This is a genomic window from Mammaliicoccus sp. A-M4, from assembly GCF_022386955.1.
GTDB classification, from domain to species: Bacteria; Bacillota; Bacilli; order Staphylococcales; family Staphylococcaceae; genus Mammaliicoccus; species Mammaliicoccus lentus.
The window spans coordinates 44,674-70,907 of record NZ_JAJNHH010000004.1; the positions used below are offsets into that span (position 1 = coordinate 44,674).

Here is a 26,234-nt window from a genome sequence, read left to right on the forward strand (position 1 = left end):
TTTTTACACACATTTATATTATGTTTATAGATTTATTATATAAATTACTTTTTATGTCCTGCTATGAGTCCTGCTCTTTCTCTTGCTGTAGCTGCTGGTGTATATGACACAGCTCTAGATACAACATTAGGACCGTATTTTCTTTTAAGTTTATCGATTGTCTTCTCAAGTGCTTCATCTCGTTGTCTTTCAAATTCATCAATAAATAAATTAAGTTGTCTTGCTCTTTCTGGCACAAAGTTATTTAAAGTGACGCTTAATGTTCGATATTTTGCTTGTTTATCGCACAATTGTTCTGCAAAGCTCCAAATCACTCTAAATATATCCATAGTTAAATTCGTGCCATCTTTTAAAGTATATTGTTTATTAACGCCGCCTTCTCCACTATATCCCATTGAAAAAGATATGGTCTTAACTAATAAATCTCTTGATCTTAAACGCATCGCAACTTCTTCTACTAATTCTAATAATACAACTTTCGTTTCATGATAGTAGTAATCTCTCATCAGTATTTGGCTCTTACATATCGTCGGATTCATAATACGATGTTTTTCTTTAATTTTGCTTAAATCTATACCATTTGCATGCAAATGTAAATCCGTGCCAATTACACCATACTCTCTCTTTAAATATTGCTGTGGATAGTGCGCTAAATCTCCAATTGTGAAAATACCTTTAGCATTTAATTTCTTCTCAGTTCTATGATTAATCCCCCAAAATTTACTAAGCGGATTTATGGGCCATAACTTTGTCGGTACATCTTGATATCTCCACTCAGCAATGAAATCTTCATTTGTCTTTGACTCCATATCCAATGAAACTTTACTCAATAACATATTAGAGCCTATGCCAATTGCGCACTGAATTTGGGTTTCTTCTTTGATTTCTCTCATTAAACGTTGAGCAAATGCTCTTGGTGTAGAACTAAACTGTTTGTAACTATCCGTAATATCTATAAAAAATTCATCAATACTATATTGATGAAAATCTTCAGGTGCGACGTAACGTAATGCTATCTTAGTAATTGCTACAGAATATTCTAAATATCGTTTCATACTTGGATTAATAATGTAAATGTCATTTCTATGAGGTATTTCAAACAATCTTGATCCAGTTTTTACACCTAACTTTTTCAAAGGCTCCGTAGCTGCTAACACGATAGAACCTTGTCGTTTAGTATCTGCTATTACTGCTAATTTTGTTGTTAACGGATCCAGCCCTTTCATAATACAAGACACACTCGCAAAGAAGCTTTTCTGATCTATACATAAGATATCTCGGTCCTCACATAAATGATAATCATACATAATGTCACCTTCCCTCAATCGACTGAATATATTTTTATTATATACGAACACATGTTCTATTTCAACGTTAATACGTTTATTTTTGTATAAATAATGTTTTTAATCAATTGAAACGTTATATGTGTTGATGTTCAAAAGAAGGTTTCCCTTATTAATCCCTGTTATTCCAAAATAAAAATAAAACACACCACAAAAGCTAAGGATTACCCTACTTTTGTGGTGTGTTTTTAAGAATTTAAGCATGAACGTTACAATACTAAAATAACAATATTTTTATAAACTAATAGTGAACACTATCTTACTATAATTAATCGTTCTTCGTCATCTGCACCGACAGATTGATCAATATGAACATGTGTTTTTAAGAAGATTTCTTCAGGTTCACCTTTAAAATCAATCTGTTCTAATTTGAATTCAAATTCATATTCTTGTTGTGCACCTTTTTTAATAACGAAAGATTTATTAACTTTGTATTTATGCAATACATTATCAAATTCAGCAAAATCACTATCTTCATCTTTGTTGTTAACTCTTTCAATTAAAGATAACATAATATATTCTACTTTAATGTCACATGAACCACCATAAAAAATCACTTTACCTTTAATTGGTTCTTCTTCATTAAAAGTTAATTTTTCTAGTCTCGTATCAATTTTTAAATTACCGATACCAATAGAAGTTAGTAATTTTTCAAACATAGAGTGAACCCCCCTTAATCTTCATTAAGAATAGTTTAACGCGATTGGGTTAAAAGTTAAAGAGAATAAAATCAATTTTTATTTTAGAGTTAAAGAAATTTGTAAATTTGTTACATACGATTAAATATACAGATTATAAATACATGGAAATTATACGCTAATGTGCATGTATTTCGATACTTTCACATTATATTACCAAAAAAAGCTCCCTTCAAAGATTTCACTTTTTTAGAGTTTGCTTTGAAAGAAGCCTATCAAAATTTTATAGTTCTATTATTTATATAATCCTAATGCTTTTGAAGTTGATGTATTAATTTCATCAAATACTTCAGGATTTTCAGACAATTGTACTTCATATGAAGGTATCATTTGTTTAATTCTTTGTTTCCATTCTGGGAATTGTTCTGGGAAACTTTTTTCTAATAACTGCAACATAACATGTACTGCTGTAGAAGCACCTGGAGAAGCACCTAGTAAAGCTGATATTGAACCGTCTTCACTTGTGACAAGCTCAGTACCAAATTGAAGTGTCCCTTTCCCGCCTTCATCTGTGTCTTTAATTACTTGCACACGTTGGCCAGCAATTACAATGTCCCAATCTTCTAATTTTGCAGTTGGAATAAATTCTTTTAACTCTTCTAATCGTTTTTCATCAGATAAAAGTACTTGCTCCACTAAATATTTCGTTAATCCCATTTCTTTTAATCCAGCAGAAAGCATTGTTAAAACATTATTAGGTTTAACAGATTCAATTAAATCTAAATTTGAACCTGTTTTCAAGAACTTAGGTGAAAATCCAGCAAAAGGTCCAAATAATAATGTTCGTTTACCTTCAATGTATCTTGTATCTAAATGTGGTACTGACATTGGTGGCGCGCCGACTTTAGCTTTACCATAAACTTTGGCTTCATGTTTAGCAATAACGTCTTCATTATTACATACCATGAATAAACCACTAACTGGGAAGCCACCTATATTTGTAGATTCTTTAATACCTGTCTTCTGTAACAGCGGTAAACTGCCGCCACCAGCACCAATGAATACAAATTTAGTGTTATGATATTCAGTTTTCTTCGTTTCACTATTATAAATTTTTAATTGCCATGTGTTATCTTGATTTCTTCGAATATTCTGAACAGAATGATTGTAATATAACTCTACACCTTCATCTTTTAAATTACTTAAAAGTAAACGTGTTAAATTACCGAAGTTTACATCTGTACCAGATTCTATTTTAGTTGCTGCAATTTCTTCAGTAGTCGGACGTCCCTCCATCATTAATGGCATCCAATGTTTTAATGTTTCAAAATCATCAGTAAATGTCATACCTGTGAATAAAGGATTATTCGATAAAGCATCACAACGTTTTCTCAAAAATTCTATGTTTTTCTTTCCATAAACAAAACTCATATGTGGAACAGGACGAATAAATGATTTTGGATCAGCTAACTTACCTTGATTTACAAGATAAGTCCAAAATTGTTTTGATAACTGAAACTGTTCATTGATTTGGATTGCTTTATCAATATTAACGGAACCATCCGCCTCTTCTTTAGTGTAATTCAATTCACATAAAGCAGAATGTCCTGTACCTGCGTTGTTCCATTCATTAGAACTCTCTTCAGCTGGTTTAGATAATTTTTCGAATAATTTAATTTCTAAGTTTGGTGATAATTCTTTAAGCATTGTGCCTAAAGTCGCACTCATTATGCCACCACCAATTAATATTACATCTGTTTTCTTATGTATTGAATTCATAATTAACTACAGAGCCCCTTTCAATATTAATTTACTCATCTATATATGCCCATAACAAATATACAGAATTTCAGTTATTAAATTTGTTTACATAATTTTATGTATTAACTCTATTATAAACCTAATATCTATATTAAAAAAGTGTCAACTCATAGATAAGGTGTAATAAGACATTTAATGTATTAAGCTACATTAATATAGTAATCAAATAGTATGACATATTTAAATGTTATACATTTATAGTATAACACATTCCCTAGCTAATGGTCTTAAGAAATTTCAAACAACACTTATAGTTTACATAATAAAATTATAAGTATCTAAAATGATTAGCAATATTAAATTATGGGAATTAAGATGTTATCATTATAAAAATTTAATATGCAAAGGAGCTTGTTATGAGCAGATTTTTCAATTTACTTAAAAAAGGTAGCATGTCTTCTTTATCTGCTGCTATCGTTAACTTCATTCTTGGTTTTTTAAAGCTCTTCGCTTTTATTTTCACAGGCAACATCGCTATGTTTGCTGAAATGATGCATTCCTTTGGGGATGCAGCTAATCAATTATTCGTGTTTCTCGGTTCTGCTTTTTCAAGATGTAGTCCTAATGAGAAGTTCCCACTTGGATATGGTCGACTTATTAATCTGGTATGTTTAATAGCAGTTATAATTGTTGGGATTCTATCATACGAAACAGTAAAAGAAGGTTTTCACCATATTATTCATCCTAATGATACTGATGGCCCACTTTTATTTTTCTGGATTAATATCGGCGTACTCGTTATCGGTATTGTTTTAGAAGGTACAGTGTTAAGAAAAGCTGGCAAAGAAATTTTAGAAGAAGCTGGAGAATCTAGCAAAGGTTTATTAACACCTTTCACTAAAAGTTATTTAAATATCAGCAAAGCAAAGCCCGCTACAAAACTTGTATTTATGGAAGATACAGTAGCAGCTGGTGGCGGTATAATCGCTGTATTATCCATTATCATTGCTCGATTAACTGGCTTAGGTATGCTTGAAGGTATTGCTTCAGTCATAATCGGTATCATGATGTTTATTATTGTCGGTATTATATTTGTTGAAAATGCCCAAGGTGTTCTTGGTATCGCTGATCACGAATCAGAAATACATGCTTCACGTATCATTCTAGATGAAAAAGCTGTATCCGATATTAAACGATTAGCTGTCATTAAAGAAGGAGAAGCATTGCATATTGAAGCATTATTAGAGTTAAACAAGAACTTTACGTTAAAAGAGTTGTCAGATATCAGAAAACGGATTATATTAAAGTTGTTAGACTTATCACATGTTGAGGATGTTAATATCGAATTCATTGAAGATGATGGCCAGCAAGACTGGCGCAGTGATACAGGTCCTTCAGCAAATATACAATATAATGAGGAGAGAAAATAATGCCAATCGTAAATGTTAAATTAATTGAAGGTAGATCAGATGAACAGTTAAGAGGTCTAGTTAATGATGTTACCGAAGCAGTACATAAGAATGCTAAAGCTCCAAAAGAAAATATACACGTTATCATTGAAGAAATGAAACCTGAACACTATGGTGTAGCAGGCGTTCGTAAATCAGATTCTTAATTTTTAAATATATTAAAAAAAGGGAGCGAGACTATGAAATCTTTAAAAATAAGATTTCTGTCTCGCTCCCTCTCACTTTGAATACGGATAATATGCCATACTCATCTACTATTCATCAAGAAATTCTTTTATTGCTTTTTTATTCTGTTCTTTATCAATACTTAAAACAGCACCATTTTCAATATCATTTTCATTTGTATAAGAGCCTTTTACTGGCACTGTTAAAGTCTTAATATCTTTATCGCCTCTAGCTATAAAGCTAGCTCCCGTTTTATAAATTGTTTGATCATCTAAATTTGTATTAACATAACCTCTTGCAATACCTGCAATTTTAGGTGCTTTCAGAACTGAATTTACACTTAATAGTTCTGATTTCAGTCCTGTCATAACTTGTTGTTGTCTTCTTACTCGTCCAAAGTCGCCTTCTTCGTCATTTCTATAACGCGCATAACCTAATAATTCTTTCCCGTTTAAGTTATGTTGACCTTTTTTCAGAGAAACACCAATTTTTTCAGACATGTCCTTTTCAACATTGATTGGAACACCGTCTGGTGCAATTTCATCAACCATTTGCTCGAATCCATCAAAGTCTATGATGGCATAGTACTCTGGATCAAGACCAAGGTTTTTCTTCAATGTTTTACGCAATAATTCTGGTCCACCAAGTGAGTATGCAGTATTGATTTTGTAATTTCGATAACCACCAGGTATTTCAGAATAAATATCTCTCATGACCGAAACGATTTTTAAATCTTTCTTTAAGTAATCATATTGAACAACCATAATTGAATCGGTTCTAGGCTGTGAGTTATCAACTTTACGATCTTCCCCTAACACAAGCACATTAACCTTACCATCATTTCTGGTAGAACTATGGAACTTATGTAATTGATGGTCCTTACCATTCTCAGTTGAAACTTTCAAGCCAGACTTATATGAAGCAGTTATATAGAATACTAACCCGATTAATAGCAAAATGATACCTAAAAGAATAAAAGGCCCTTTTTTAATTCTACGCTTTTTCGTTCTTCGTGGTATATCTGTTTGACGATTGTCATCTGTTTCTGATTGATTTTGCGAAGTCATTGTTACCAACCTTTTATCTTCAAAATTGATATTAATTATATTATAATTAATATCATACACTAAGTTAACCAATTTATGGTTTAAAAATCAAGAAAAAATTGTGAAACAATCGGAAAATAAGACTTGAGACTGAATAAAGGATGGTAAAATTATAATGAATATGAATAAAGCGTATTTCGCAGGTGGATGCTTTTGGTGCATGGTTAAACCATTCGATGAGTATGAAGGTATTGATAAAGTCACTTCAGGTTACATGGGTGGAACAACAGAAAATCCAACTTATGAAGAAGTAAAGACAGGAGAAACAGGGCATCTCGAAGTTGTTGAAATCCAATACGATGTTGCATTATTCTCATACAATAGATTATTAGAAATATTTTTTGCAATTATAGATCCTACTGATGCTCATGGGCAATTTCAAGATCGTGGCTCCCAATATCAAACAGCTATCTTTTATACAAATGATGACCAAAAGAAATTAGCTGAAGAATATATCGCACAGTTAAACGATAAATTACCTGAAAATCAAACAGTTGTAACAAAATTATTACCATATCAAACATTTTATGAAGCAGAAGATCATCACCAAGATTTTTATAAGAAAAATCCTGAAAGATATAAAGAAGAGCAATTAGAAAGAAGTCGTTTTAAAAAATAAATATACCTTTAGTTAAATAGCAGTAAAGTATGTACAATAGTATACTGTACTGTTATTTTTCTGTTTAAAGTTAATTATATTTTTGACATGAATCATTACATAAGGAGTTAATTATGGAACAATGGATTACTGATTTTATGACCCAATATGGATACGTAGGTATCTTTATACTCGTGTTTTTAGAATATATTATACATCCCTTCCCTTCTGAAATTATATTAACATTTGCAGGATTTATGACAACACAATCTAATTTAAGTATTGTCGTCGTATGTATATTAGCAGTTGTTGGAGCGGTGCTTGGCGCGTTAGTATTATATGGCATCGGTGCTTGGATTGGCGAAGAACGTATATATCGTTTAATACATAAGCATGGTAAGTATATAGGAATTAAAACTAAAGATTTAGATAAAACAATTACTTGGCTAAATAAGTACGGAAATTGGGCTATATTTATCGGAAGATTTATTCCTATAGTAAGAACTTTGATATCTTTACCTGCAGGAATCACAAAAATGAATATACCTTTATTCATTGTATTAACAGCAATCGGTACCGGTATGTGGAATATACTACTGATTGTATTAGGCATGACATTAGGAAGTCATTGGCATAAAATAATTGAATTCGCAGGTATATATTCTAAATTATTTATCTTCATTATTGCGATTATTGTATTATATGTTCTATATCGTTGGTTTAAACGTATAAAAGAAACACGTGCAGATTAAAAAATAACGATAACACCTCGCTATTTGGTGTTATCGTTATTTTTTATTTTATAATTTATCGTTAAACTCACTCTTATTAAATTCCATAATAATGAACTATACTTTTTATAGACTAGAAATCTTGGTTCCCAATCTGGGTGGTATTTTTGTTTGTAATTTCTTAAACCTTGGAAGCTATATATACCGTTCATATTTTCAAAAACTTTAGCAGCAAATTTCTCTCTTAAGTATGCATATTTGTTATAACCTACGTTTGATAATGTAGCCATACCCATATTAAATTGTTTATAGCCTTGTTCTTTAGCCCAAAGCAACATGTGAATATATAGTGCATCCATCACTGCTATATCAATATCTTTATTCCATCTAATTAAATCAATCGATATCGACTGATTATAATTTGTATACATTAATGAACAAAATCCTACGATACCATATGCTTCATGACGTATAACAGCAATTGGAGCTTTATTTAAATAATTTAAATTAAAAGCGCCTACTGAAAAGTTCATTTCTTTTTTACCATTTAACCAATTATCACTTATAGTTTTCATCATTTGAATATCTTCTTCACTATATGGCGCCTCTAAAATTTCAAAGCGATAACCTTCAGTTTCAAGTTTATTATATGTTGCGCGCATACCTCTTTTCTTTTTTCCAGATAAGGTAAATGTATCTAGGTTAATGAGTGCTTCTTCACCAAGTTTAAAGAATACATTTCCATATTCATGGTATAAAGAAAGTAATTTAGTTTGTACTTGATAAAAAATGATATCTCTACCTAAAAAATACATTTGATCATAAAATTTAGTTAACACTTCAGAAAATTTATCTTCATTTCCGATAGGATCACCTAATACAATGACGGCATTCATTGTTTGACGATACATAATAAATACATCTTCATCTTCGTTTACAAAAAATTGTTTATCGCCTGTAAATGCTAGATGACTCACGTAAGAGCCTTCATATTTTTGAATGATATTTTCAATCGTTTTAAAATTAAAACCTTTAGTTAAATTTCTTTGATTATTTTTAGAAAGTATAAATGTTATGACTGTTCCTAGAAGTAATAATAATACGAGTACAACTATAAACAGACTAAATACGGCATATTTATCAAATTTTGTAACTTCATGTGGATATAAATTTAAATAATTCACTGTGATTATTCTGTTGAAAATAAACATGACAAGAATGAGTAAGCCACTTAGCAAAATTTTTATAGGTGTAACGATTTTTTTAACGACATTTGCATTCTTATAACCTATAAATAACAATATTAATAATATTGCTAACCATAAAAATGCAATAATTGTACCGTTCGTTAAAATCGACACGAACATTAATACTAGCGTTGATATAATACTCATTAATGTGGATCGCATTGTCCCGGACATTACACCTTTAGAACAAATAAGTAAAAGCAGTGTCGCAGCGGTATGTAAAGCTAGTAAAATAGAATAAAACGTATAATGATGAGAATAAATAGCATCATATAAAATAAATACATGATTAAAATATAAAACAAACCCAGTTATTCCGACTAATAATCCTAATGCGATAGAAGGAATTTTCGTCAATAAATCTCTTTGAATAGCTTTAATAAATGAAGTTGTATCCATCGCAGGCGTATAGAATTTGCTTTCTTCGATATACTTTCTAATAATACTCCCAAACTCGAATGTAGACAGTCCAAGAGCAATAATAAATGGAAAGAAATAATAAACAATTCTATACAGTAATAAAGCCAATAGAACTTGTTCTTCTGGTACGCCTAACGATTTAATGCCTAATAATATTACTAAATCAAAAGCACCAAATCCACCTGGAATCATACTCATTAGTCCTGATAAAGCTGCAATAACGAATATACCTACTAAATGTGAATAATCTACATGAACATTTAGAGCCAGTAAAATAACATATAGTAAAAAGCTCGCCGCTAACCATTCGAAAGCTGAAACTATTGTGAACTTAACACCTAATAATCTATCTTGCTCAGTGGAAGGCTTTAAAATTGAAAAAATTATAAATATCGGTAAAAAAGCACTGCCGATGTATAAAACAATTTTAGCCCATGAAATATTATCTAATAATGCATCGACTTTAAATAAATGCAGAACAATTAATAAACATAATAAACTCAGCCCACTTAACATAGAAAGTAATAATAAAGACACACTCTTGATGAGCACCTTTCTATCTTGGACTTCATTTCTATATGAATAAATTCTAATTCCAGCACCTATTAATCCGCCAAATCCTAAAATGCTATTAAAAGTATTAATGATGAAACTGATTGATAAAATTTTATGTAGCGGTAGTTTAATTTTTAATGATTGCTTTAACATAACGTCATATAAAGATAATATTAGGACAGATAGTACACCTAAAATAACAATACCGACAAATATAAATGTATCCATTTCTCTAAATAACACAAATGTCTTTTTAAAGTTAATTTTAGATATTTCATTATGTAGAATATAAATGACGACTATAAACACTAGACATATAAATGGAATTTTTAAAAACGAAATAATGCTCTTACTATTTAATAATTTCATATTTCGACCTCTTAATCATTTCTTCTACCAAATAATACCATAAAATTCAATAAATTTGTATTCATATATAGATTCAAAGCTATTACATATAAAAAAGCAGTGAAGAATTCCATTGTATTAGAATTCTTCACTGCTAGTCTTACTTTTTCTTAATTAGATTTATGATAGAAGATCATTAATTTTCTTTTATTACCTTATTATCTTCTATTTCATATGGTCCTGAATCATCTTTATAATATTTATTATATCTACGTTTAAATAAAGTAAATACGTGTGTTACAGCTACTTTAATAATAGCATATGCTGGAATTCCTAGAATAACACCTATTATGCCAGCTAAATTACCTGCACATAACAATACAAATATAATTGTAAGTGGATGAATTTTCATCGTTTTACCCATAATATTTGGCGAAATAAAATGCCCTTCTAAAAATTGTACTGCTGCCCAAACGATTGCAAGTTTAAGTAGCATAAATGGTGAATCAATCGCTGCCAATACTATTGCTGGTGAAATAGCTATCATAGGCCCTAAATAAGGCACTACACTTGTCACAGCAGCAATACTTGCTAATGTTAATGCGTAATCAAGTCCAATGATTGAATAGCCAATAAATAGTAATACACCAATACAGAATGCTACAATCATTTGTCCTTGAATATATGAACCAACTTGAAGGTTCATTTTATCAATTAAATCATGTGTATCTCTTCTAAATTTAGGAGGCATTAAACTAATGAAATAGTTTCTAAATTTTTCTCCATCTTTCAATAAGAAAAATAACACAAATGGGAATGTCGCTATAATAACAACAACATGCGTAATAGTAGAAACAAATGATTGGAATTTGTCTCCGAAACTACCTACTGAATTTGATATTTTTTTAGGAATATCACTAAAGTTTTGTTGTAACCAATTTTGAGCTTGAGTGTAATAATCCGCTATAAACGAATTTTTGGATAACTGTTTAATTTTATCGCTAAACTCATCTATATATGTAGGTAAGTTTTTTGAAAAGCTTTCTATTTGATGCTGTACGACTGGAATCAATAAAGTAACTATAAACGTAATACCTGCAATGATAATAAGTAGTAAAATAAGGATTCCCCATAATCGTGAAATATTCATCCTTTCCATAAAGTTTACTATTGGATTAAATAAATAAAATGCTATAAACGCAACGATAATTGGGCCAATTAAAGTTGTCGTTACTGTGATTAATGGTTCGAAAATAAATGAAACTTTTTGGAATATAAATACCGTTAAACCAATGAGTATAAGCAGACCTAAAATAAAATAAATATCTCGGCCTCCAAAAAATCTCATAAATCTTGTTTCTTTACCGTTCGAACCTCGACTTCGTGATTCTTTTTCCAAGAATAGCCCTCCTTGTATTAATTTATAGTCTATTATACCCTAATCGACGAAGTTTAACAGTAAAATTTTACATCAATAGTTTACATAATAATTTTATGATTTATCATAAAAAATAAAAAAGAGAAGAATCTATTTGAAGATTCTTCTCTTTATATATTCTATTTAACAATAAAAATTTTATCGCCTTGTTCTACTTTTCCTTTAACTAATGTTTCTAACTTAGAATCATTAAGGTTTGTTACAACAATCGGTGTTACTGTGCTATCTGCATGCTCTTTAATATAGTCTAAATCTACTTTCATTAAAGGTTGTCCTTTAATAATATCAGTTTCTGCTTCTGCTAATATTTCAAATCCTTGACCTTCTAATTTAACAGTTTCTAAACCGAAATGAATTAGTAATTCCACACCTTCAGTTGATTCTAAACCAATAGCGTGCTTTGTAGGGAATGTCATTTTTAGTTTACCGTCAAATGGTGCTACAACTTCGCCTGTTTCTGGAATGATAGCTATGCCGTCACCCATCATTTTTTCAGAGAAAACTTTATCTGGTACTTCACTAATATCAATGATTTCACCTTTAATAGGAGAATAAATTGTTGCATCTCCTTCAGCTAGAATTTCAGCATTTTCTTGATTGCCTTCTTCTGTAACTGTTGTTTCGCTTGGTTTCGTAATTTCACCTGAAATAATACGTGCCATGTCATGTTTAATTTGATCTGATTTAGGTCCAAATATCGCTTGAATATTATTACCTACTTCAAGTACACCTGAAGCACCTAAACTTTTCAGTTCAGATTTATCAACTTGGTCTTTATCTTGAACTTCTACACGTAACCTGGTAATACAAGCATCTAAATGTTTAATGTTATCTTGACCACCCATTGCTTCTAAAACTGAGAACGGTAATTCACTATTAGATACAGTTGTTGTTTTTTGTTCTGCATCATCTCGACCAGGTGTTTTGTAATTGAATTTTGAAATAAAGAATCTAAACACAAAGTAGTAAATAACTGCGTATACTAAACCAACTGGGATTACTAGCCACCATGCTGTTTTACCTTGTAAGATTCCAAATGTGAAGAAATCAATGAATCCACCTGAGAATGTATAACCTAGATGTAAATCTAATAAATATAAAATTAAGAATGATAATCCGTCTAATATTGCGTGAATAAAGAATAATAATGGTGCTACAAATAAGAATGAGAATTCTAATGGTTCCGTAATACCTGTTAAGAATGATGTAAGTGCTGCTGAACCCATTAAACCAGCAACTACTTTCTTGTTTTCAGGTTTAGCTGTATGGTAAATTGCTAATGCTGCTGCAGGTAACCCGAACATCATAACTGGGAATTCACCTTGCATAAATTTACCAGCAGTTAAACTTACATTATCAGCAATTTGCGCTTGGAAAATTGATAAATCTCCGTGTACAACTTTCCCTGCTGCTGTAGTATATGATCCAAACTCAAACCAGAATGGCGCATGGAAAATATGATGTAAACCGAATGGAATTAACAGACGTTTAATAAATCCGAATAAGAATACTGCTAATCCAGTATTTGCATCGATTAAACTAGATGAGAATTCGTTTAATCCATATTGAACGTGTGGCCAAATCCAAGCCATTAAAAACGCTAATAGGAATGATGATGCAGCCATTACGATTGGTACGAAACGCTTACCAGCAAAGAAACCTAAGTATGATGGTAACGTAATGTTATAGAACTTGTTATAACACCATGCTGCTAAAGCACCAATGATGATACCGCCGAATACCCCTGTTTGTAACGTTGGGATACCAAGTACTAAAGCATTACCAGGGTTCTCAGCATTAATATCATCAGCTGTGATACCTAAATATTGACCCATAGTCATATTTAAAACTAAGTAACCTACGAATGCTGCTATAGCTGCAACACCGTCTCCACCTGCTAAACCAATTGCTACACCCATAGCGAATAGCATAGGTAAATTATCAAATATAATACTACCAGCACTCTGCATTAAATCAGAAATCATAACAACCGTATCATTTGTTAAGAACGGCATTATTTCAACTAAGTTAGGCGTTTGCATAGCTGACCCAAAAGCTAACAACAGCCCTGCTGCTGGTAAAATCGCAACTGGTAACATTAATGCTTTACCAATACGTTGCAACTGACCAAAGAACTTCTTGAACATTATAAAACCCTCCTGTATTTTGAACTTTATAAATTATGGCACTAAAAAAGGCATGAGCAAATAAACATACCCTTGGGTACATTTTATTTGCTCATGCCTAATCGTATTAGTAACACGCAATTTATAAGTTATTATTTAAGTGTTGAATATTTTTCTACACTTTATCTACCGACTTATTATAGCACGATAAGATTACGCTTTCAATAATATTTTTTATGAAAACACGTGTAACAAAGTATGGGCTCCTGAGACAAATTTCTTTATCCTTTTTATTTCACTAAAAATATTTTATCTCCTTGGTCAATGTGTCCATTAGTTAATATCTCCAACGTTGAACCTTCTAAATTTGTCACGACAATTGGTGTGACTGTGCTATCTGCATGTTTTTTAATATAATCTAAATCAACTTTCATTAGAGGTTGGCCTTTAATAATATCAGTATCAGCTTCTGCTAATATTTCAAATCCTTGACCTTCTAACTGAACAGTTTCTAGACCAAAATGAATTAACAGCTCAATACCTTCTTTTGATTCTAGTCCAATAGCGTGTTTAGTAGGGAATGTCATTTTTAGTTTACCATCAAATGGTGCTACAACTTCACCTGTTTCTGGAATAATTGCTATGCCATTACCCATCATTTTCTCGGAAAACACTTTATCTGGCACTTCACTAATATCTATGATTTCACCTTTAATAGGAGAATAAATCGTTGCACCGCCTTCAGCTAAAATAGCTAAACTTTCTTTATCTCCTTCTTCCGTAACTGTCGTTTCACTAGGTTTCGTAATTTCACCTGAAATAATACGTCCCATATCATGTTTTATTTGATCGGACTTAGGCCCAAATATCGCTTGAATATTATTACCTACTTCAAGTACACCTGAAGCACCTAAACTTCTAAGTTCTGATTTATCAACTTTCGTTTTATCTAAAACTTCTACACGTAATCTTGTAATACAAGCATCTAAATGTTTGATGTTATTTTGACCACCCATTGCTTCTAACACATCAAATGGTAATTCTGATACTGAACTATTACGTGATTCTGTTTCTTTATCTTCTCTTCCGGGTGTTTTCAAATTGAATTTCTTAATTGCGAACGTAAATAAGAAATAATAAATTAATGCATAAATGATACCTACTGGAATAACTAATATTGCGTTGGTGCGATCCCAGTTTAATAATCCATATAATACGTAATCAATAAATCCACCAGAGAACGTCATACCTATTTGAATATGTAATAAATGCATCACTAAAAATGAAGTACCTGCTAATATAACATGTATTCCATATAAAACTGGTGCAACGAATAGGAATGAGAATTCTAATGGCTCTGTAATACCCGTTAAGAATGAAGTAAGCCCCGCAGACAACATTAATCCACCGACAACTTTTTTGCGTTCTGGACGAGCTTGACGATATATAGCATATGCAGCCGCTGGTAAACCAAACATCATAAATGGATATTTACCAGTAGTAAATGCCCCAGCTGTAAATGGTACTTTATCTTTAACTTGTGCCATAAATATACTTTGATCTCCACGAACTAATTCTCCAGCTTTATTTACATAACTTCCGAATTCAAACCAAAACGGCGAATAAAAAATATGATGTAGTCCAAATGGAATTAAAGATCTCTCAATAATTCCAAATATAAATGTCGTTAAAGCTAAATTTTTACCTAATAAAAATGTAGATAAGTTATTTAAAGCTTCTTGTATCGGTGGCCAAGCAAATGACAAAACAATACCTGTAACGATGGCTACTACAGATGTAATAATTGGAACAAATCGTTTACCTGCGAAAAACCCTAAAAATGGTGGTAAATTTATGTTGAAATATTTGTTATAGCACCAGGCTGCTAAAGCCCCCATTATAATACCACCAAATACCCCTGTTTGTAGTGTTGGTATACCTAGAACTAATGCATGTGATGGCTCTCTAGCAGCTTGGCTAAGTGTTTCAGCCCCTTTACTATAAGAGTATATGTTATCTATTGTAATGCTTTTTATAACACCCATTGTAGTATTCATAATAAGATAACCTACTAACGCTGCTAAACCTGCTACGCCATCTCCTCCAGCTAAACCTAAAGCAGTACCAATAGCAAAGAGTAAAGGTAAATTATCAAATATAATTTGACCTGAAGACTCCATAACAGATGCAATCATTACAATAATATCTGTTTTTAACCAAGGTGCAATTTCAATAAATTGAGCGTTTTTCATTGCGTTACCAAACGCAAGTAAAATTCCCGCTGCAGGTAATATTGCAACTGGTAACATTAAAGCTTTCCCAATACGTTGTAATTGACCAAAAAATTTCTTAAACATTGTAAAACCCTCCCATTGTTTAACTCAATAAATTACAGCACAAAAAAAGGCATGAGCAAGAAACCTACCATAAGGTAATGTTTATTTGCTCATGCCTGACGAAACAGTAACACGCAATTTATAAGTTATTATTAAAGCGTTGGATGTGCATTGTTAAATATGCTAATTCAGATTCATAAACTGGCCTCTTTAACTGTGTTTGCATCATCTTCACTATCTTTACAGCAATATTATAGCACAGTGGATATTGCGCTTTCAATAACAATTCAATATCAGTTGCATCCGGAATTCTTTCATCTGCTAAGACTCTTTGAATCGCAAAATGTAAGTGTCTTACAAAACGACTATAATTAATACTATTCTTATCTATATTAACTTCAAGGCCCTCTTCTATCATAATAATTGACTTCTGTATAATTTGTTTTATATTATTTATGTCGTTAAGTGAATGATTTTCTTCAGCTGAATGGATATGTAATGCTATAAATCCAGCTTCTGACTCAATAAACTGTAAATCTAACTTTTGATTTAAAGCTTTAACAGCGTTTTCAGCAATTTGATATTCCCTTGGATAAAGCACTTCTGTCTCTTTTAAAAATGGATTATGAACATGAATGCCTTCTTCTATTCGCTTTATTGCAAATACAATATGATCAGTTAATGAAATGAGCGTTTTTTCACTTACACTACCGCCCAACTGTTTATCAATTCCATTTACTACTTCTAATATTGTATTAAATACGTGTTCACTCGTTCCGTTTAATAACTGTGTATATCTATCTTTATCTCTCTCAGATTCTAATAAGTAAACTTTCTCTATTAAATCTGTATCAATTTCTTCACCTTGTTTTTTACCAAAACTAATCCCCTTGCCTATTAAAATTACTTCTTTTTGATAATAGTTAGCAACTAACACATTATTATTGAGTGTTTTTTCGATAATATATTTTCCCATATAAAAACCTCATTCTGAAGACCTATTACATATTATACAATTGATGCTAATATAATGATAGATATAATATATCAATAAATTTATAGGACGTGAGTCATGTGAGAAACTTAAAAACATACATTATTTCTATACTATCCGTTTTAGTTATTGCTACTATTTTTTATCCGAAGCAACAAGCTCAAGCAGTAACTGAAGAAGCTTGGGATAACGCAGTTACTGTTTATGGAGCAGCTTTAGAGAATAATCCTTCATCTAAAGAAACAACTTCAAATCTTTTAGGTACAAAAAACAGTGATAAAACAACATATGTTAATGCTGAAGATTTAAATAAATACTTGAATATGCAGTCATCAAACGATGTACTCAAATCTAGCATTCGTATAACGAAAACTTCTAAAGGTAGTGGCTTGAATTTAACAATCAACCAAGATCAAGGTCAAATCACTAAAGTTACAGAAGATACTTACAAAAATGCTCTAATGACAGCTGGTATTAAAGATGCTGACGTTACAATCGCGTCAAGTGAAGATGTTACAGGAGAAAGTGCACTTGCAGGGGTTTATAAAGCCTTCGAAGCACAAGGTGAATCTATAGATTCAAACAGAACACAAGTAGCACAAGAAGAGCTATCTACAATAAACGAGATATCTGAAGAGAATAAAGGTCAAGAAGGATTCTCTCAATCACAACTTAACAAGACAGTGGCAGAATCTAAACAAGCAGTTGCAGAAAAATCTGGAAACGTTTCAGTAACTGAAATTACAAATATCGTAAATCAAAAAATTGAAGATAATGGATTAACAAACATCATTAATGAAAATCAAGTTAACAAAATTGTTAATGTAATCGATAGTGCTCAAAAAGACGGTATTTTCGATGGAGAAAATGCTAAAGACTTTATTAAGAACTCTAAAGATTATGTTAATGACATAGTTAAGTCAGATGATTTCAAAAATGCTAAGAAAAAAGCAGAAGACTTAGGAAATAACATTAAAGATAAATTACAAGACGAAGGACTATGGGATAAAATCGTCAACGCAATTAAAGATATCTTTAATTCAATCGCTAATTTATTTAAATAATTTTAGTGAATATACAGAATAATGAGGCTGGGACATAAATACATGTCTCAGCCTCATTTTTACATTCAAAACATAAAAAAGACTGCCGATTTTCTCGGCAGTCCTAAGTAACATTTTCATTCATTTTTTATAAATGATAATTATTGATCTTTCTTATCATCATTTAAAGTTTCGTCTTTATTTTCTGAAACATTTTCTTCTTCTGAATCTACAGTTGGCTTATTTTTCTTTTTCACTGCTGTATCTTCATTTCTACTATATGGGTTATTGCCCCAAGCTTCAATATTACTGAAGTTTGCTTTTAAGTTTTCTATTTTAAATACTGGATTTAATTTACGTTTTCTTTGGTCTCGATAGTCTTTCGCTACTTCAAACACGACTGTAGCTAGACCGAATAATGCTACGATATTAATAACCGCCATTAATCCCATAAATAAATCTGCAGTATCCCAAACAGTTTGTACTTGTATAACTGAACCAACGAATACCATTCCAACAACTAATAATCTAAAAATAAACATTATAAATTTATTTTTCGTTAAATATTCAATATTAGCTTGTCCATAGTAATAGTTACCAATAATAGACGAGAATGCAAACATAAATACTGCAATAGTTAAGAATATACCACCAAACTCACCTACATGTGTTGTTAAAGCTTGTTGTGTAACTGCTACACCTTGTTCTGCATCTGCTCCAAATTGTAAGTCAGTATATAGCAATAACATAATTGCAGTAGCTGAACAAATAATTAATGTATCAAAGAATACACCTAATGATTGAATTAAACCTTGTTTTACTGGGTGACTTACGGCTGCAGTTGCTGCGGCGTTTGCTGCAGAACCCATACCAGCTTCGTTTGAGAATAACCCACGTTTAATACCTTGCATTAATGCAAAACCAATTGCACCACCAAATGCTGGGTGTAATCCAAAAGCACTTTTTACGATGTTTTGTAACATTGGAATAATTTGATCAACATTCATCGCTAAGATGTAGCCTACTAATATAATGTAACCGACTGCCATAATTGGAACGATGAAAGAAGATACTGTTGCAATACTTCTAACACCACCAAAAATAACAATCCCAGTTATAATAGCTAAAATAACACCTGTTATAATATTCGAAAATTCATATTGCTCATTTAAAGATGCAGCAATTGTATTAGATTGCACAGTATTAAATACAAATGCAAAAGTAACTGTAATTAATACTGCAAAGATAACACCTAGCCATTTTTGACCAAGTCCACGTTCTATGTAGTATGCTGGGCCGCCTCTAAAACCGCCCTCTTCATCTTTTACTTTATATACTTGAGCTAAAGTAGCTTCAAAGAATGCGCTGGCTGCACCGATAAATGCAATAACCCACATCCAGAATACAGCACCAGGTCCACCAAGAACGATAGCTGTAGCTACACCGGCAATATTACCAGTACCTACGCGTGAAGCCGCACTAATTGCAAATGCTTGGAAAGATGATATACCTTTTTTCCCATCTTCAAGTGTTTCTGGCTTTTCAAAAATAATTCTAAACATTTCTGGCAGCCATCTAAGTTGTACAACTCTAGAACTAATTGTGAAGAATACTCCTGCCAGTAAAAGTAAGAAAATTAAGTTTTGCGTCCAAATTAAATCATTACCCCATTGAACAAAGTCATGAAACCAACTTGGGATATAACTATCAAAGTCTTTCAAACAAATCCCTCAATTCTAAATAAAATTAGTCTAATAAATCATTATCATGATTTTACCATGACAATTAGTATATGACTATATTTTTTTATTCAAGTGCTTTTTCATCGAAGTATGCATCTATGACTTGACCAAACTCACTTTCATCAACAATAAATCTACCATTTGTATATCTTTCGCTGTAATTAAAGTCTTTAGTGTCTACTTTAATGACGTCTTTTTCAGATAAAATTATACAAGTTTCATTTTCAGAAAGAGTTAAAGCTTTTATAATTTTATGTGATTTTGATTTTAATTCTTTTAATATCATTAAACCACGTTGAGATCTTTTCGCGGGAACAAATTGGTCTGCTTTCATATGTTTTACTGAACCACGATCTGTGACAATAAATACTGATTTGTTACTTGGTAAAGTTTCTGTCATGACCACATTATCATTATCTTTTAAGTTAATAGATTTAACACCAGCAGCTTTTAATCCTATATCTGATAGTTCATCTGTATCATACGTTAAGCTCATGCCTTTTTCAGTTATCACTGTTAAAAGTTCATCTTCTGTTATTTTCAATACTGAAATAACTTCATCATCATCTTTTAGTTTCATTGCAACTAACGGTCTTGTAATTCTAGATGCTTTAAATTTATCATTTGTTGATTTCTTAATCATACCGTTTTTCGTAGCAATTATATAATTAGATTCTGGTTTAAAATCAGTTTCAAAGAATATATCTATAATTCTTTCGTCGTCACCGATAGGAATCATCTGTGAAACATGTTTACCTAATTCTTTCCACTTTAAATCGGCTATTTCATGTACAGGAATGAATAAATAATGACCTTTCGAAGTAAAAGCAATTAGCGTATCTTGTGTGTTTACTTTTTGATGTTTTAACAAATAATCTCCATCTTTTAAGCCAACTTCTTCAACACCACTTGCTTGATAGCTTCTATTTGAAGTTCTTTTAACATATCCATCGCGTGTCATAGAAACAATCGTTTCTTCACTAGGTACAAGAATTTCTTTTTCAATTTTAATTTCAGAGATTTTTTCTTCTATGTCTGTTTTTCTTTCATCACTAAATTCTTTTTTCACAGATCTTAATTCTGATTTAATCACTTTTAACAATGAACTTTCATTATTTAAAATATCTTTCAGACGCTCTATTGTTTTCTTTAATTCATCGAATTCTTCTTCTAGAGATACAATATCTGTATTTGTTAAACGATATAATTGTAGCATTACGATTGCTTCTGCTTGTTCTTCAGTAAATTTATATTTTGCAATTAAGTTTTCTTTAGCATCACGTTTATTGTTAGAAGCTCTAATTGTTTCTATTACCTCATCAAGTATAGATAAAGCTTTTATCAAACCTTCAACGATATGCATACGCTTTTCAGCTTGAGAGAGTTCATATTGAGAACGTTTAGTAACAACTTCTTTTTGATGTTCAATATAGCTCTCTAAAATCTCTTTAAGTCCTAATAACTCTGGTCTTCTCTTGTTAATTGCAACCATATTGAAATGATATAAAACTTGTAGATCAGTATTTTTATATAAATAATTTAGAACGCCTTCACTATTTATATCTTTTTTAAGCTCAATTGCTATTCTTAAACCTTCTCTATCAGTTTCATCACGAACTTCAACGATGCCTTCTATTTTTTTGTCAGCTCGTAGTTCATCAATTTTTTTAACTAAACTACCTTTGTTCACTTCAAAAGGAACTTCTGAAACGATAATTTGTTCTCTTCCGCCACGTATTTGTTCTATTTCTACTTTACTTCTTACAACTATTTTACCTTTACCAGTTTTGTAAGCCTTTTTAATACCATCTAAACCTTGAATAATACCACCGGTAGGGAAATCAGGTCCTTTAATAAACTTAATAAGTTCATCTATTGTTGTAGTAGGTTTATCTATTAATTTTAGTGTCGCATCAATAACTTCACCTAAATTATGTGGTGGAATATCAGTCGCATAACCCGCAGAAATACCAGTAGAACCATTTACTAATAAATTCGGATATCTCGCTGGTAAAACCATAGGCTCCATTGCCGTATCATCAAAGTTTTGAACATGTTCTACTGTTTCTTTATCTATATCTTGAAGCAGTATTTCTGCTAATTTACTAAGTTTAGCTTCTGTATAACGCATTGCTGCTGGAGGATCATTATCGATACTACCATTGTTACCATGCATTTCAATCAATACATGTCTTAGTTTCCAATCTTGGCTCATACGAACCATTGCATCATATACCGGTAAGTCACCATGAGGGTGGTAATTACCGATTACGTTACCTACTGTTTTCGCACTTTTTCTAAAGTTTCGCTCATAAGTGTTACCATCTTTGTACATTGCAAATAAAATTCTTCGTTGTACTGGCTTCAAACCATCACGTACATCAGGAAGTGCTCGGTCTTGGATAATATATTTACTATACCGACCGAATCTATCCCCTATAACATCTTCTAAAGGAAGGTTTTGTATTTGTTCAACCATTAATTAACTTCCCCCTCTGTTTCTATTTCATCATCAAGCAGCTGAATATCATCACTTTCAAGTATGCTTTGATCTTCTTGCATACCAAATTGGACGTGTCTTTCAATCCATTCTCTACGCGGCTCAACTTTGTCACCCATTAATGTTGTCACACGTCTTTGTGAACGTACTTCGTCATCTATGCTTACTCTAATTAATGTTCTTGTTTCTGGATCCATAGTTGTTTCCCATAGTTGGTCAGCATTCATTTCACCTAAACCTTTATACCTTTGCAGTGTGAAACCTTTACCGAGCTTTTTCATTAATACTTCTAAATCTTCATCTGTCCATGCATATTCAACTTGTTTCTTTTTACCTTTACCTTTTTCTACTTTATATAAAGGTGGTAATGCAATATACACGCGACCTGCTTCTAATAAAGGTCTCATATATTTAAAGAAGAATGTTAAAAGTAATACTTGAATATGAGCACCATCTGTATCGGCATCTGTCATGATGATAACTTTTTTGTAATTACTGTCTTCTAAACTAAAGTCAGCACCTACGCCGGCACCAATAGTATGAATAATCGTATTGATTTCTTCATTTTTAAATATATCTTCAAGTTTAGCTTTTTCAGTATTAATAACTTTACCTCTTAAAGGTAGGATCGCTTGGAATTTACGATCTCTTCCTAATTTAGCTGAACCACCTGCAGAGTCACCCTCTACTAAGTATAGTTCATTTTTCTCAGTATTTTTACTTTGAGCAGGCGTTAGCTTACCTGAGAGCAATGTTTCTTTTCTTTTATTCTTCTTACCATTTCTCGCTTCTTCTCTAGCTTTACGTGCAGCTTCACGCGCTTGAGAGGCTTTTACAGCTTTCTTTAATAATGACTTAGATAATTGTCCTTTCTCTTCTAAATAGAAAGGTAATTGATCAGATATTACTGAATCTACGGCAGCTCTTGCTTCAGTCGTACCTAATTTAGATTTAGTTTGTCCTTCAAATTGTAGTAAATCCTCTGGAATACGCACTGAAATAATAGCTGTTAAACCTTCACGAATATCGCTACCATCTAAGTTTTTATCTTTTGCTTTTAATTCTCCAATTTTTCGAGCATATTCATTAAATACTCTTGTAAAAGAAGCTTTTAGTGCCGTTTCATGTGTTCCACCATCTTTAGTACGAACATTATTCACAAAACTTAAAATAGTTTCTGAATACTGATCGTTAAACTGAAAACTAATATCCACTTCAATTTGATTAGAAGTGCCAGTAAACATTGCAACATCATGTAGCACATCTTTGCCTTCATTCAAATATTTAACAAACTCTTTAATACCATCTTCATAATGATAAAAAACTTCATTAGGCTCTTCGCCTCTTAAGTCTTTTATTTTAATTTTGAGCGCTTTTAATAGAAACGCAGATTCTTGTAGTCTTTCACACAATGTTTCAAAATTATAATGAGTAGAATTTTTAAATATTGTTGGATCTGGTTTGAAATGTACAGTTGTTCCAGTTTTTCTCGTCTTCCCCTTTTTCTCTAATGTTGTAACTGGTCTACCGCCTTTTTCAAATCTTTGTTTATACGTATGGCCTTCTCTGTGAATCGTTACTTCTAACCATTCACTAAGTGCGTTCACTACAGATGCACCTACACCATGTAATCCACCTGATGTCTTATAGCCTCCTTGGCCAAATTTACCACCAGCGTGTAAAACTGTGAAAATAACTTCAGGTGTTGGTTTGCCGGTTTTGTGCAATCCTGTTGGCATACCTCTACCGTTATCAGAAACAGAAATACTATTATCTTTATGTATTGTTACTTCTATTTCAGTACCATACCCATTTAAAATTTCGTCAACAGAGTTATCTACAATTTCATAAACTAAATGGTGAAGTCCGCGAACATCTGTTGAACCGATGTACATACCAGGTCTTTTTCTAACAGCTTCAAGACCTTCGAGTACTTGAATTGAATCTTCACCATATTGAACTTTTGCTTGTTTATTCAATATTTCTCCTCCTACAAACGTACGTTCGTTTTTTTACTATACATTAGTTATTTTGTTATAAATCTCCGGAAAATGCAAGTCCTATCACTAATAGTAGTACAATTTCACTTTATATCTTATGGTAAAATCATATTTTAAATAGTAACCTATTTCTAGTTATGGTAAACTATTAGTACCTGCTAACAAAGGAGTGTTTTATAATGACATTTGTTGTTATTATACTTAGCTACTTGATTGGATGTTTCCCAAGTGGCCTCGTGTTAGGTAAATTATTTTATAAAAAAGATATCAGAAATTTTGGAAGTGGCAATTTAGGTGCTACTAATACTTTTAGAGTATTAGGTAAAAAAGCTGGATTTATCGTAATGTTTTTAGATATTTTCAAGGGATTCATTGTAGTTTTCTTCCCAATATGGTTTAATTTAGATATTCCTAGTATTTTCATAGGAATGTGTGCCGTTGTCGGTCACGTATTCCCAGTGTTCTTGAAATTCCGTGGTGGTAAAGCAGTAGCAACAAGTGCTGGTGCAGTATTGGGTGTTCACCCGATATTACTCATCGTACTTGCAATTATATTCTTTGCTATATTATTCCTAACTAAATATGTATCATTATCTAGTATGGTTGCAGCGACGTTTTGTGTTATAGGTGCAATTATAATAGGCGATATACCATTTTTAGTTATTTCAATCGCGATATTCATCATATTATTTGTAAGACATCGATCAAATATCGTGCGCATATTTAAAGGGAATGAACCAAAAATCAAATGGATGTAAAGGAGAATGCACTATGAATTTAGAAATTACAGATAAAGCAGTTGAATGGTTTAAAAATGAATTAGAATTCAATGAAGACCAAGCGTTAAGAATATTCGTGCGTTATGGCGGTGAATTTCAACTCAAGCAAGGTTTTTCACCTGCATTCACTGTAGAACCTTTAAATTCATCTGAAGTTGGGTTTAAAGACGAAAAAGATAACCTTCCATTCTTTATTGACGAAAAAGATTTATGGTACTTTGAAGATAATGATTTACTTATCGATTTAAATGATAACGAAGAAATTAAATACGAAGCTAAAACTTCAAAATAAACTATAAAACAAGCAGATAAACGTCGCTTTAAGGCGATTTATCTGCTTTTATTTTTTATAATTTTCGATCAATACCTTGTTCTGTTTCTTCTTTAATTTTTAAGTAAGCTTCATGCCATTCTGGGAAGCTTTTATCTAATCTAATTGGTCTATTTGTACCTTTTTTCAAACAAACATGCGTTGTTGAACCTGTACTCACAATTTCCCCATCTTCATTCAATATTTCGTATGAATAAATTGACCTAATTGGTGAATAATGCGATATCCACGTTTTAATGATAACTCTCTCAGGATATGTAATAGATTTTTTATATTTAATATTTAAATCGACTACTGGTGAGATGATACCTGCCTCTTCCATATCTGCATAGCTGAAGCCAGCTTTGTAAATATAATCTGTACGTGCAACTTCTAACCAAATTGCGTAATTTGCATGATATACGACGCCCATTTTGTCTGTTTCTGCATAACGTACATCTATTGGTGTTTCACTATAAATCATTTTGTATAATCCCTCTTTCTAAATCGCTATCCCTAATATCATAACATAAATAAAACGAGTCTGAGACATAAATGAATGTCTCAGACTCGTTTTTCTGA

The 26,234-nt window shown here is 31.6% G+C and carries 20 protein-coding genes; 7 read left to right on the plus strand and 13 right to left on the minus strand.

Annotation, left to right across the window (positions count from 1 at the left end; translation table 11 throughout):
- Positions 1–44: 44 nt before the first annotated feature.
- The 3 genes from LQ682_RS05090 to mqo form a co-directional block, all read right to left on the minus strand.
- Positions 45–1,307 (minus strand): Y-family DNA polymerase, encoded by a 1,263-nt coding sequence (locus LQ682_RS05090; RefSeq protein ID WP_016999567.1) that lies wholly within the window; start codon positions 1,305–1,307, stop codon positions 45–47.
- Positions 1,308–1,600: 293 nt separating this feature from the next.
- On the minus strand, positions 1,601–2,005 hold the full coding sequence (locus tag LQ682_RS05095) for a sporulation protein (RefSeq protein ID WP_016999568.1): 405 nt from the start codon (positions 2,003–2,005) through the stop codon (positions 1,601–1,603).
- A gap of 273 nt (positions 2,006–2,278) precedes the next feature.
- Complete coding sequence (mqo, locus tag LQ682_RS05100; protein ID WP_218729309.1) at positions 2,279–3,763, minus strand: malate dehydrogenase (quinone); 1,485 nt, start codon at positions 3,761–3,763, stop codon at positions 2,279–2,281.
- A gap of 398 nt (positions 3,764–4,161) precedes the next feature.
- Between mqo and LQ682_RS05105 the strand changes: the two genes are divergently transcribed.
- Positions 4,162–5,175: a cation diffusion facilitator family transporter gene (locus LQ682_RS05105; protein ID WP_218729308.1), complete on the plus strand. Its 1,014-nt coding sequence runs from the start codon at positions 4,162–4,164 to the stop codon at positions 5,173–5,175.
- Positions 5,175–5,360, plus strand: a complete 186-nt coding sequence (locus LQ682_RS05110; RefSeq protein WP_016999571.1) for a 2-hydroxymuconate tautomerase — start codon at positions 5,175–5,177, stop codon at positions 5,358–5,360. Before LQ682_RS05105 ends, LQ682_RS05110 begins: the two co-directional genes overlap by 1 nt.
- A gap of 108 nt (positions 5,361–5,468) precedes the next feature.
- On the opposite strand, the gene LQ682_RS05115 is transcribed toward LQ682_RS05110, so the two are convergent.
- A complete protein-coding gene (locus tag LQ682_RS05115; protein ID WP_016999572.1) occupies positions 5,469–6,446 on the minus strand; it encodes an LCP family protein in 978 nt (325 codons plus the stop codon).
- A gap of 154 nt (positions 6,447–6,600) precedes the next feature.
- Between LQ682_RS05115 and msrA the strand changes: the two genes are divergently transcribed.
- Positions 6,601–7,104 carry a peptide-methionine (S)-S-oxide reductase MsrA gene (msrA, locus tag LQ682_RS05120; RefSeq protein ID WP_026023649.1) on the plus strand — a complete coding sequence of 168 codons (504 nt, stop codon included), beginning with the start codon at positions 6,601–6,603 and terminating at the stop codon, positions 7,102–7,104.
- A 113-nt stretch (positions 7,105–7,217) separates the two neighbouring features.
- Entirely contained in the window at positions 7,218–7,835 is a 618-nt protein-coding gene (locus LQ682_RS05125; RefSeq protein WP_239723966.1) for a DedA family protein, read from the plus strand.
- 20 nt (positions 7,836–7,855) lie between these two features.
- Here the strand turns inward: LQ682_RS05125 and mprF are convergent, their stop codons facing one another.
- From mprF to glcT, 5 genes are all read right to left on the minus strand, one after another.
- Complete coding sequence (gene mprF, locus LQ682_RS05130; RefSeq protein ID WP_070045232.1) at positions 7,856–10,405, minus strand: bifunctional lysylphosphatidylglycerol flippase/synthetase MprF; 2,550 nt, start codon at positions 10,403–10,405, stop codon at positions 7,856–7,858.
- A 175-nt stretch (positions 10,406–10,580) separates the two neighbouring features.
- Complete coding sequence (locus LQ682_RS05135) at positions 10,581–11,732, minus strand: AI-2E family transporter (protein ID WP_082892512.1); 1,152 nt, start codon at positions 11,730–11,732, stop codon at positions 10,581–10,583.
- A 209-nt stretch (positions 11,733–11,941) separates the two neighbouring features.
- Complete coding sequence (ptsG, locus tag LQ682_RS05140) at positions 11,942–13,969, minus strand: glucose-specific PTS transporter subunit IIBC (protein WP_016999576.1); 2,028 nt, start codon at positions 13,967–13,969, stop codon at positions 11,942–11,944.
- Between the two features lie 269 nt (positions 13,970–14,238).
- Positions 14,239–16,305: a glucose-specific PTS transporter subunit IIBC gene (gene ptsG / locus LQ682_RS05145; protein ID WP_218729306.1), complete on the minus strand. Its 2,067-nt coding sequence runs from the start codon at positions 16,303–16,305 to the stop codon at positions 14,239–14,241.
- A gap of 118 nt (positions 16,306–16,423) precedes the next feature.
- Complete coding sequence (gene glcT, locus LQ682_RS05150; protein ID WP_239723967.1) at positions 16,424–17,260, minus strand: glucose PTS transporter transcription antiterminator GlcT; 837 nt, start codon at positions 17,258–17,260, stop codon at positions 16,424–16,426.
- A 98-nt stretch (positions 17,261–17,358) separates the two neighbouring features.
- On the opposite strand from glcT, the gene LQ682_RS05155 reads away from it, so the two are divergent.
- Entirely contained in the window at positions 17,359–18,342 is a 984-nt protein-coding gene (locus LQ682_RS05155; RefSeq protein ID WP_070045235.1) for a DUF1002 domain-containing protein, read from the plus strand.
- A gap of 140 nt (positions 18,343–18,482) precedes the next feature.
- Here the strand turns inward: LQ682_RS05155 and alsT are convergent, their stop codons facing one another.
- From alsT to parE, 3 genes are all read right to left on the minus strand, one after another.
- Positions 18,483–20,042, minus strand: a complete 1,560-nt coding sequence (alsT, locus tag LQ682_RS05160; protein WP_239723969.1) for a glutamine transporter AlsT — start codon at positions 20,040–20,042, stop codon at positions 18,483–18,485.
- Positions 20,043–20,127: 85 nt separating this feature from the next.
- Positions 20,128–22,542 (minus strand): DNA topoisomerase IV subunit A, encoded by a 2,415-nt coding sequence (gene parC, locus LQ682_RS05165; protein WP_239723971.1) that lies wholly within the window; start codon positions 22,540–22,542, stop codon positions 20,128–20,130.
- Positions 22,542–24,542, minus strand: coding sequence for a DNA topoisomerase IV subunit B (gene parE / locus LQ682_RS05170; RefSeq protein WP_064204987.1), 2,001 nt, complete (start codon positions 24,540–24,542; stop codon positions 22,542–22,544). The genes parC and parE overlap by 1 nt, the downstream gene beginning before the upstream one ends.
- Positions 24,543–24,742: 200 nt before the next feature.
- On the opposite strand from parE, the gene plsY reads away from it, so the two are divergent.
- Entirely contained in the window at positions 24,743–25,321 is a 579-nt protein-coding gene (plsY, locus tag LQ682_RS05175; RefSeq protein WP_016999584.1) for a glycerol-3-phosphate 1-O-acyltransferase PlsY, read from the plus strand.
- Positions 25,322–25,334: 13 nt separating this feature from the next.
- Positions 25,335–25,634 (plus strand): HesB/YadR/YfhF family protein, encoded by a 300-nt coding sequence (locus LQ682_RS05180; RefSeq protein WP_016999585.1) that lies wholly within the window; start codon positions 25,335–25,337, stop codon positions 25,632–25,634.
- A 55-nt stretch (positions 25,635–25,689) separates the two neighbouring features.
- On the opposite strand, the gene menI is transcribed toward LQ682_RS05180, so the two are convergent.
- Positions 25,690–26,136, minus strand: a complete 447-nt coding sequence (gene menI / locus LQ682_RS05185; protein ID WP_016999586.1) for a 1,4-dihydroxy-2-naphthoyl-CoA hydrolase MenI — start codon at positions 26,134–26,136, stop codon at positions 25,690–25,692.
- Positions 26,137–26,234: the final 98 nt, after the last annotated feature.

What these genes read in the sequence shown, in the direction of transcription:
- LQ682_RS05090 (WP_016999567.1), bottom strand. Translation starts at nt 1,307, where the DNA reads ATGTATGATTATCATTTATGTGAGGACCGAGATATCTTATGTATAGAT.
- LQ682_RS05095 (WP_016999568.1), bottom strand. Translation starts at nt 2,005, where the DNA reads ATGTTTGAAAAATTACTAACTTCTATTGGTATCGGTAATTTAAAAATT.
- mqo (WP_218729309.1), bottom strand. Translation starts at nt 3,763, where the DNA reads ATGAATTCAATACATAAGAAAACAGATGTAATATTAATTGGTGGTGGC.
- LQ682_RS05105 (WP_218729308.1), top strand. Translation starts at nt 4,162, where the DNA reads ATGAGCAGATTTTTCAATTTACTTAAAAAAGGTAGCATGTCTTCTTTA.
- LQ682_RS05110 (WP_016999571.1), top strand. Translation starts at nt 5,175, where the DNA reads ATGCCAATCGTAAATGTTAAATTAATTGAAGGTAGATCAGATGAACAG.
- LQ682_RS05115 (WP_016999572.1), bottom strand. Translation starts at nt 6,446, where the DNA reads ATGACTTCGCAAAATCAATCAGAAACAGATGACAATCGTCAAACAGAT.
- msrA (WP_026023649.1), top strand. Translation starts at nt 6,601, where the DNA reads ATGAATATGAATAAAGCGTATTTCGCAGGTGGATGCTTTTGGTGCATG.
- LQ682_RS05125 (WP_239723966.1), top strand. Translation starts at nt 7,218, where the DNA reads ATGGAACAATGGATTACTGATTTTATGACCCAATATGGATACGTAGGT.
- mprF (WP_070045232.1), bottom strand. Translation starts at nt 10,405, where the DNA reads ATGAAATTATTAAATAGTAAGAGCATTATTTCGTTTTTAAAAATTCCA.
- LQ682_RS05135 (WP_082892512.1), bottom strand. Translation starts at nt 11,732, where the DNA reads ATGAGATTTTTTGGAGGCCGAGATATTTATTTTATTTTAGGTCTGCTT.
- ptsG (WP_016999576.1), bottom strand. Translation starts at nt 13,969, where the DNA reads ATGTTCAAGAAGTTCTTTGGTCAGTTGCAACGTATTGGTAAAGCATTA.
- ptsG (WP_218729306.1), bottom strand. Translation starts at nt 16,305, where the DNA reads ATGTTTAAGAAATTTTTTGGTCAATTACAACGTATTGGGAAAGCTTTA.
- glcT (WP_239723967.1), bottom strand. Translation starts at nt 17,260, where the DNA reads ATGGGAAAATATATTATCGAAAAAACACTCAATAATAATGTGTTAGTT.
- parC (WP_239723971.1), bottom strand. Translation starts at nt 22,542, where the DNA reads ATGGTTGAACAAATACAAAACCTTCCTTTAGAAGATGTTATAGGGGAT.
- plsY (WP_016999584.1), top strand. Translation starts at nt 24,743, where the DNA reads ATGACATTTGTTGTTATTATACTTAGCTACTTGATTGGATGTTTCCCA.
- LQ682_RS05180 (WP_016999585.1), top strand. Translation starts at nt 25,335, where the DNA reads ATGAATTTAGAAATTACAGATAAAGCAGTTGAATGGTTTAAAAATGAA.
- menI (WP_016999586.1), bottom strand. Translation starts at nt 26,136, where the DNA reads ATGATTTATAGTGAAACACCAATAGATGTACGTTATGCAGAAACAGAC.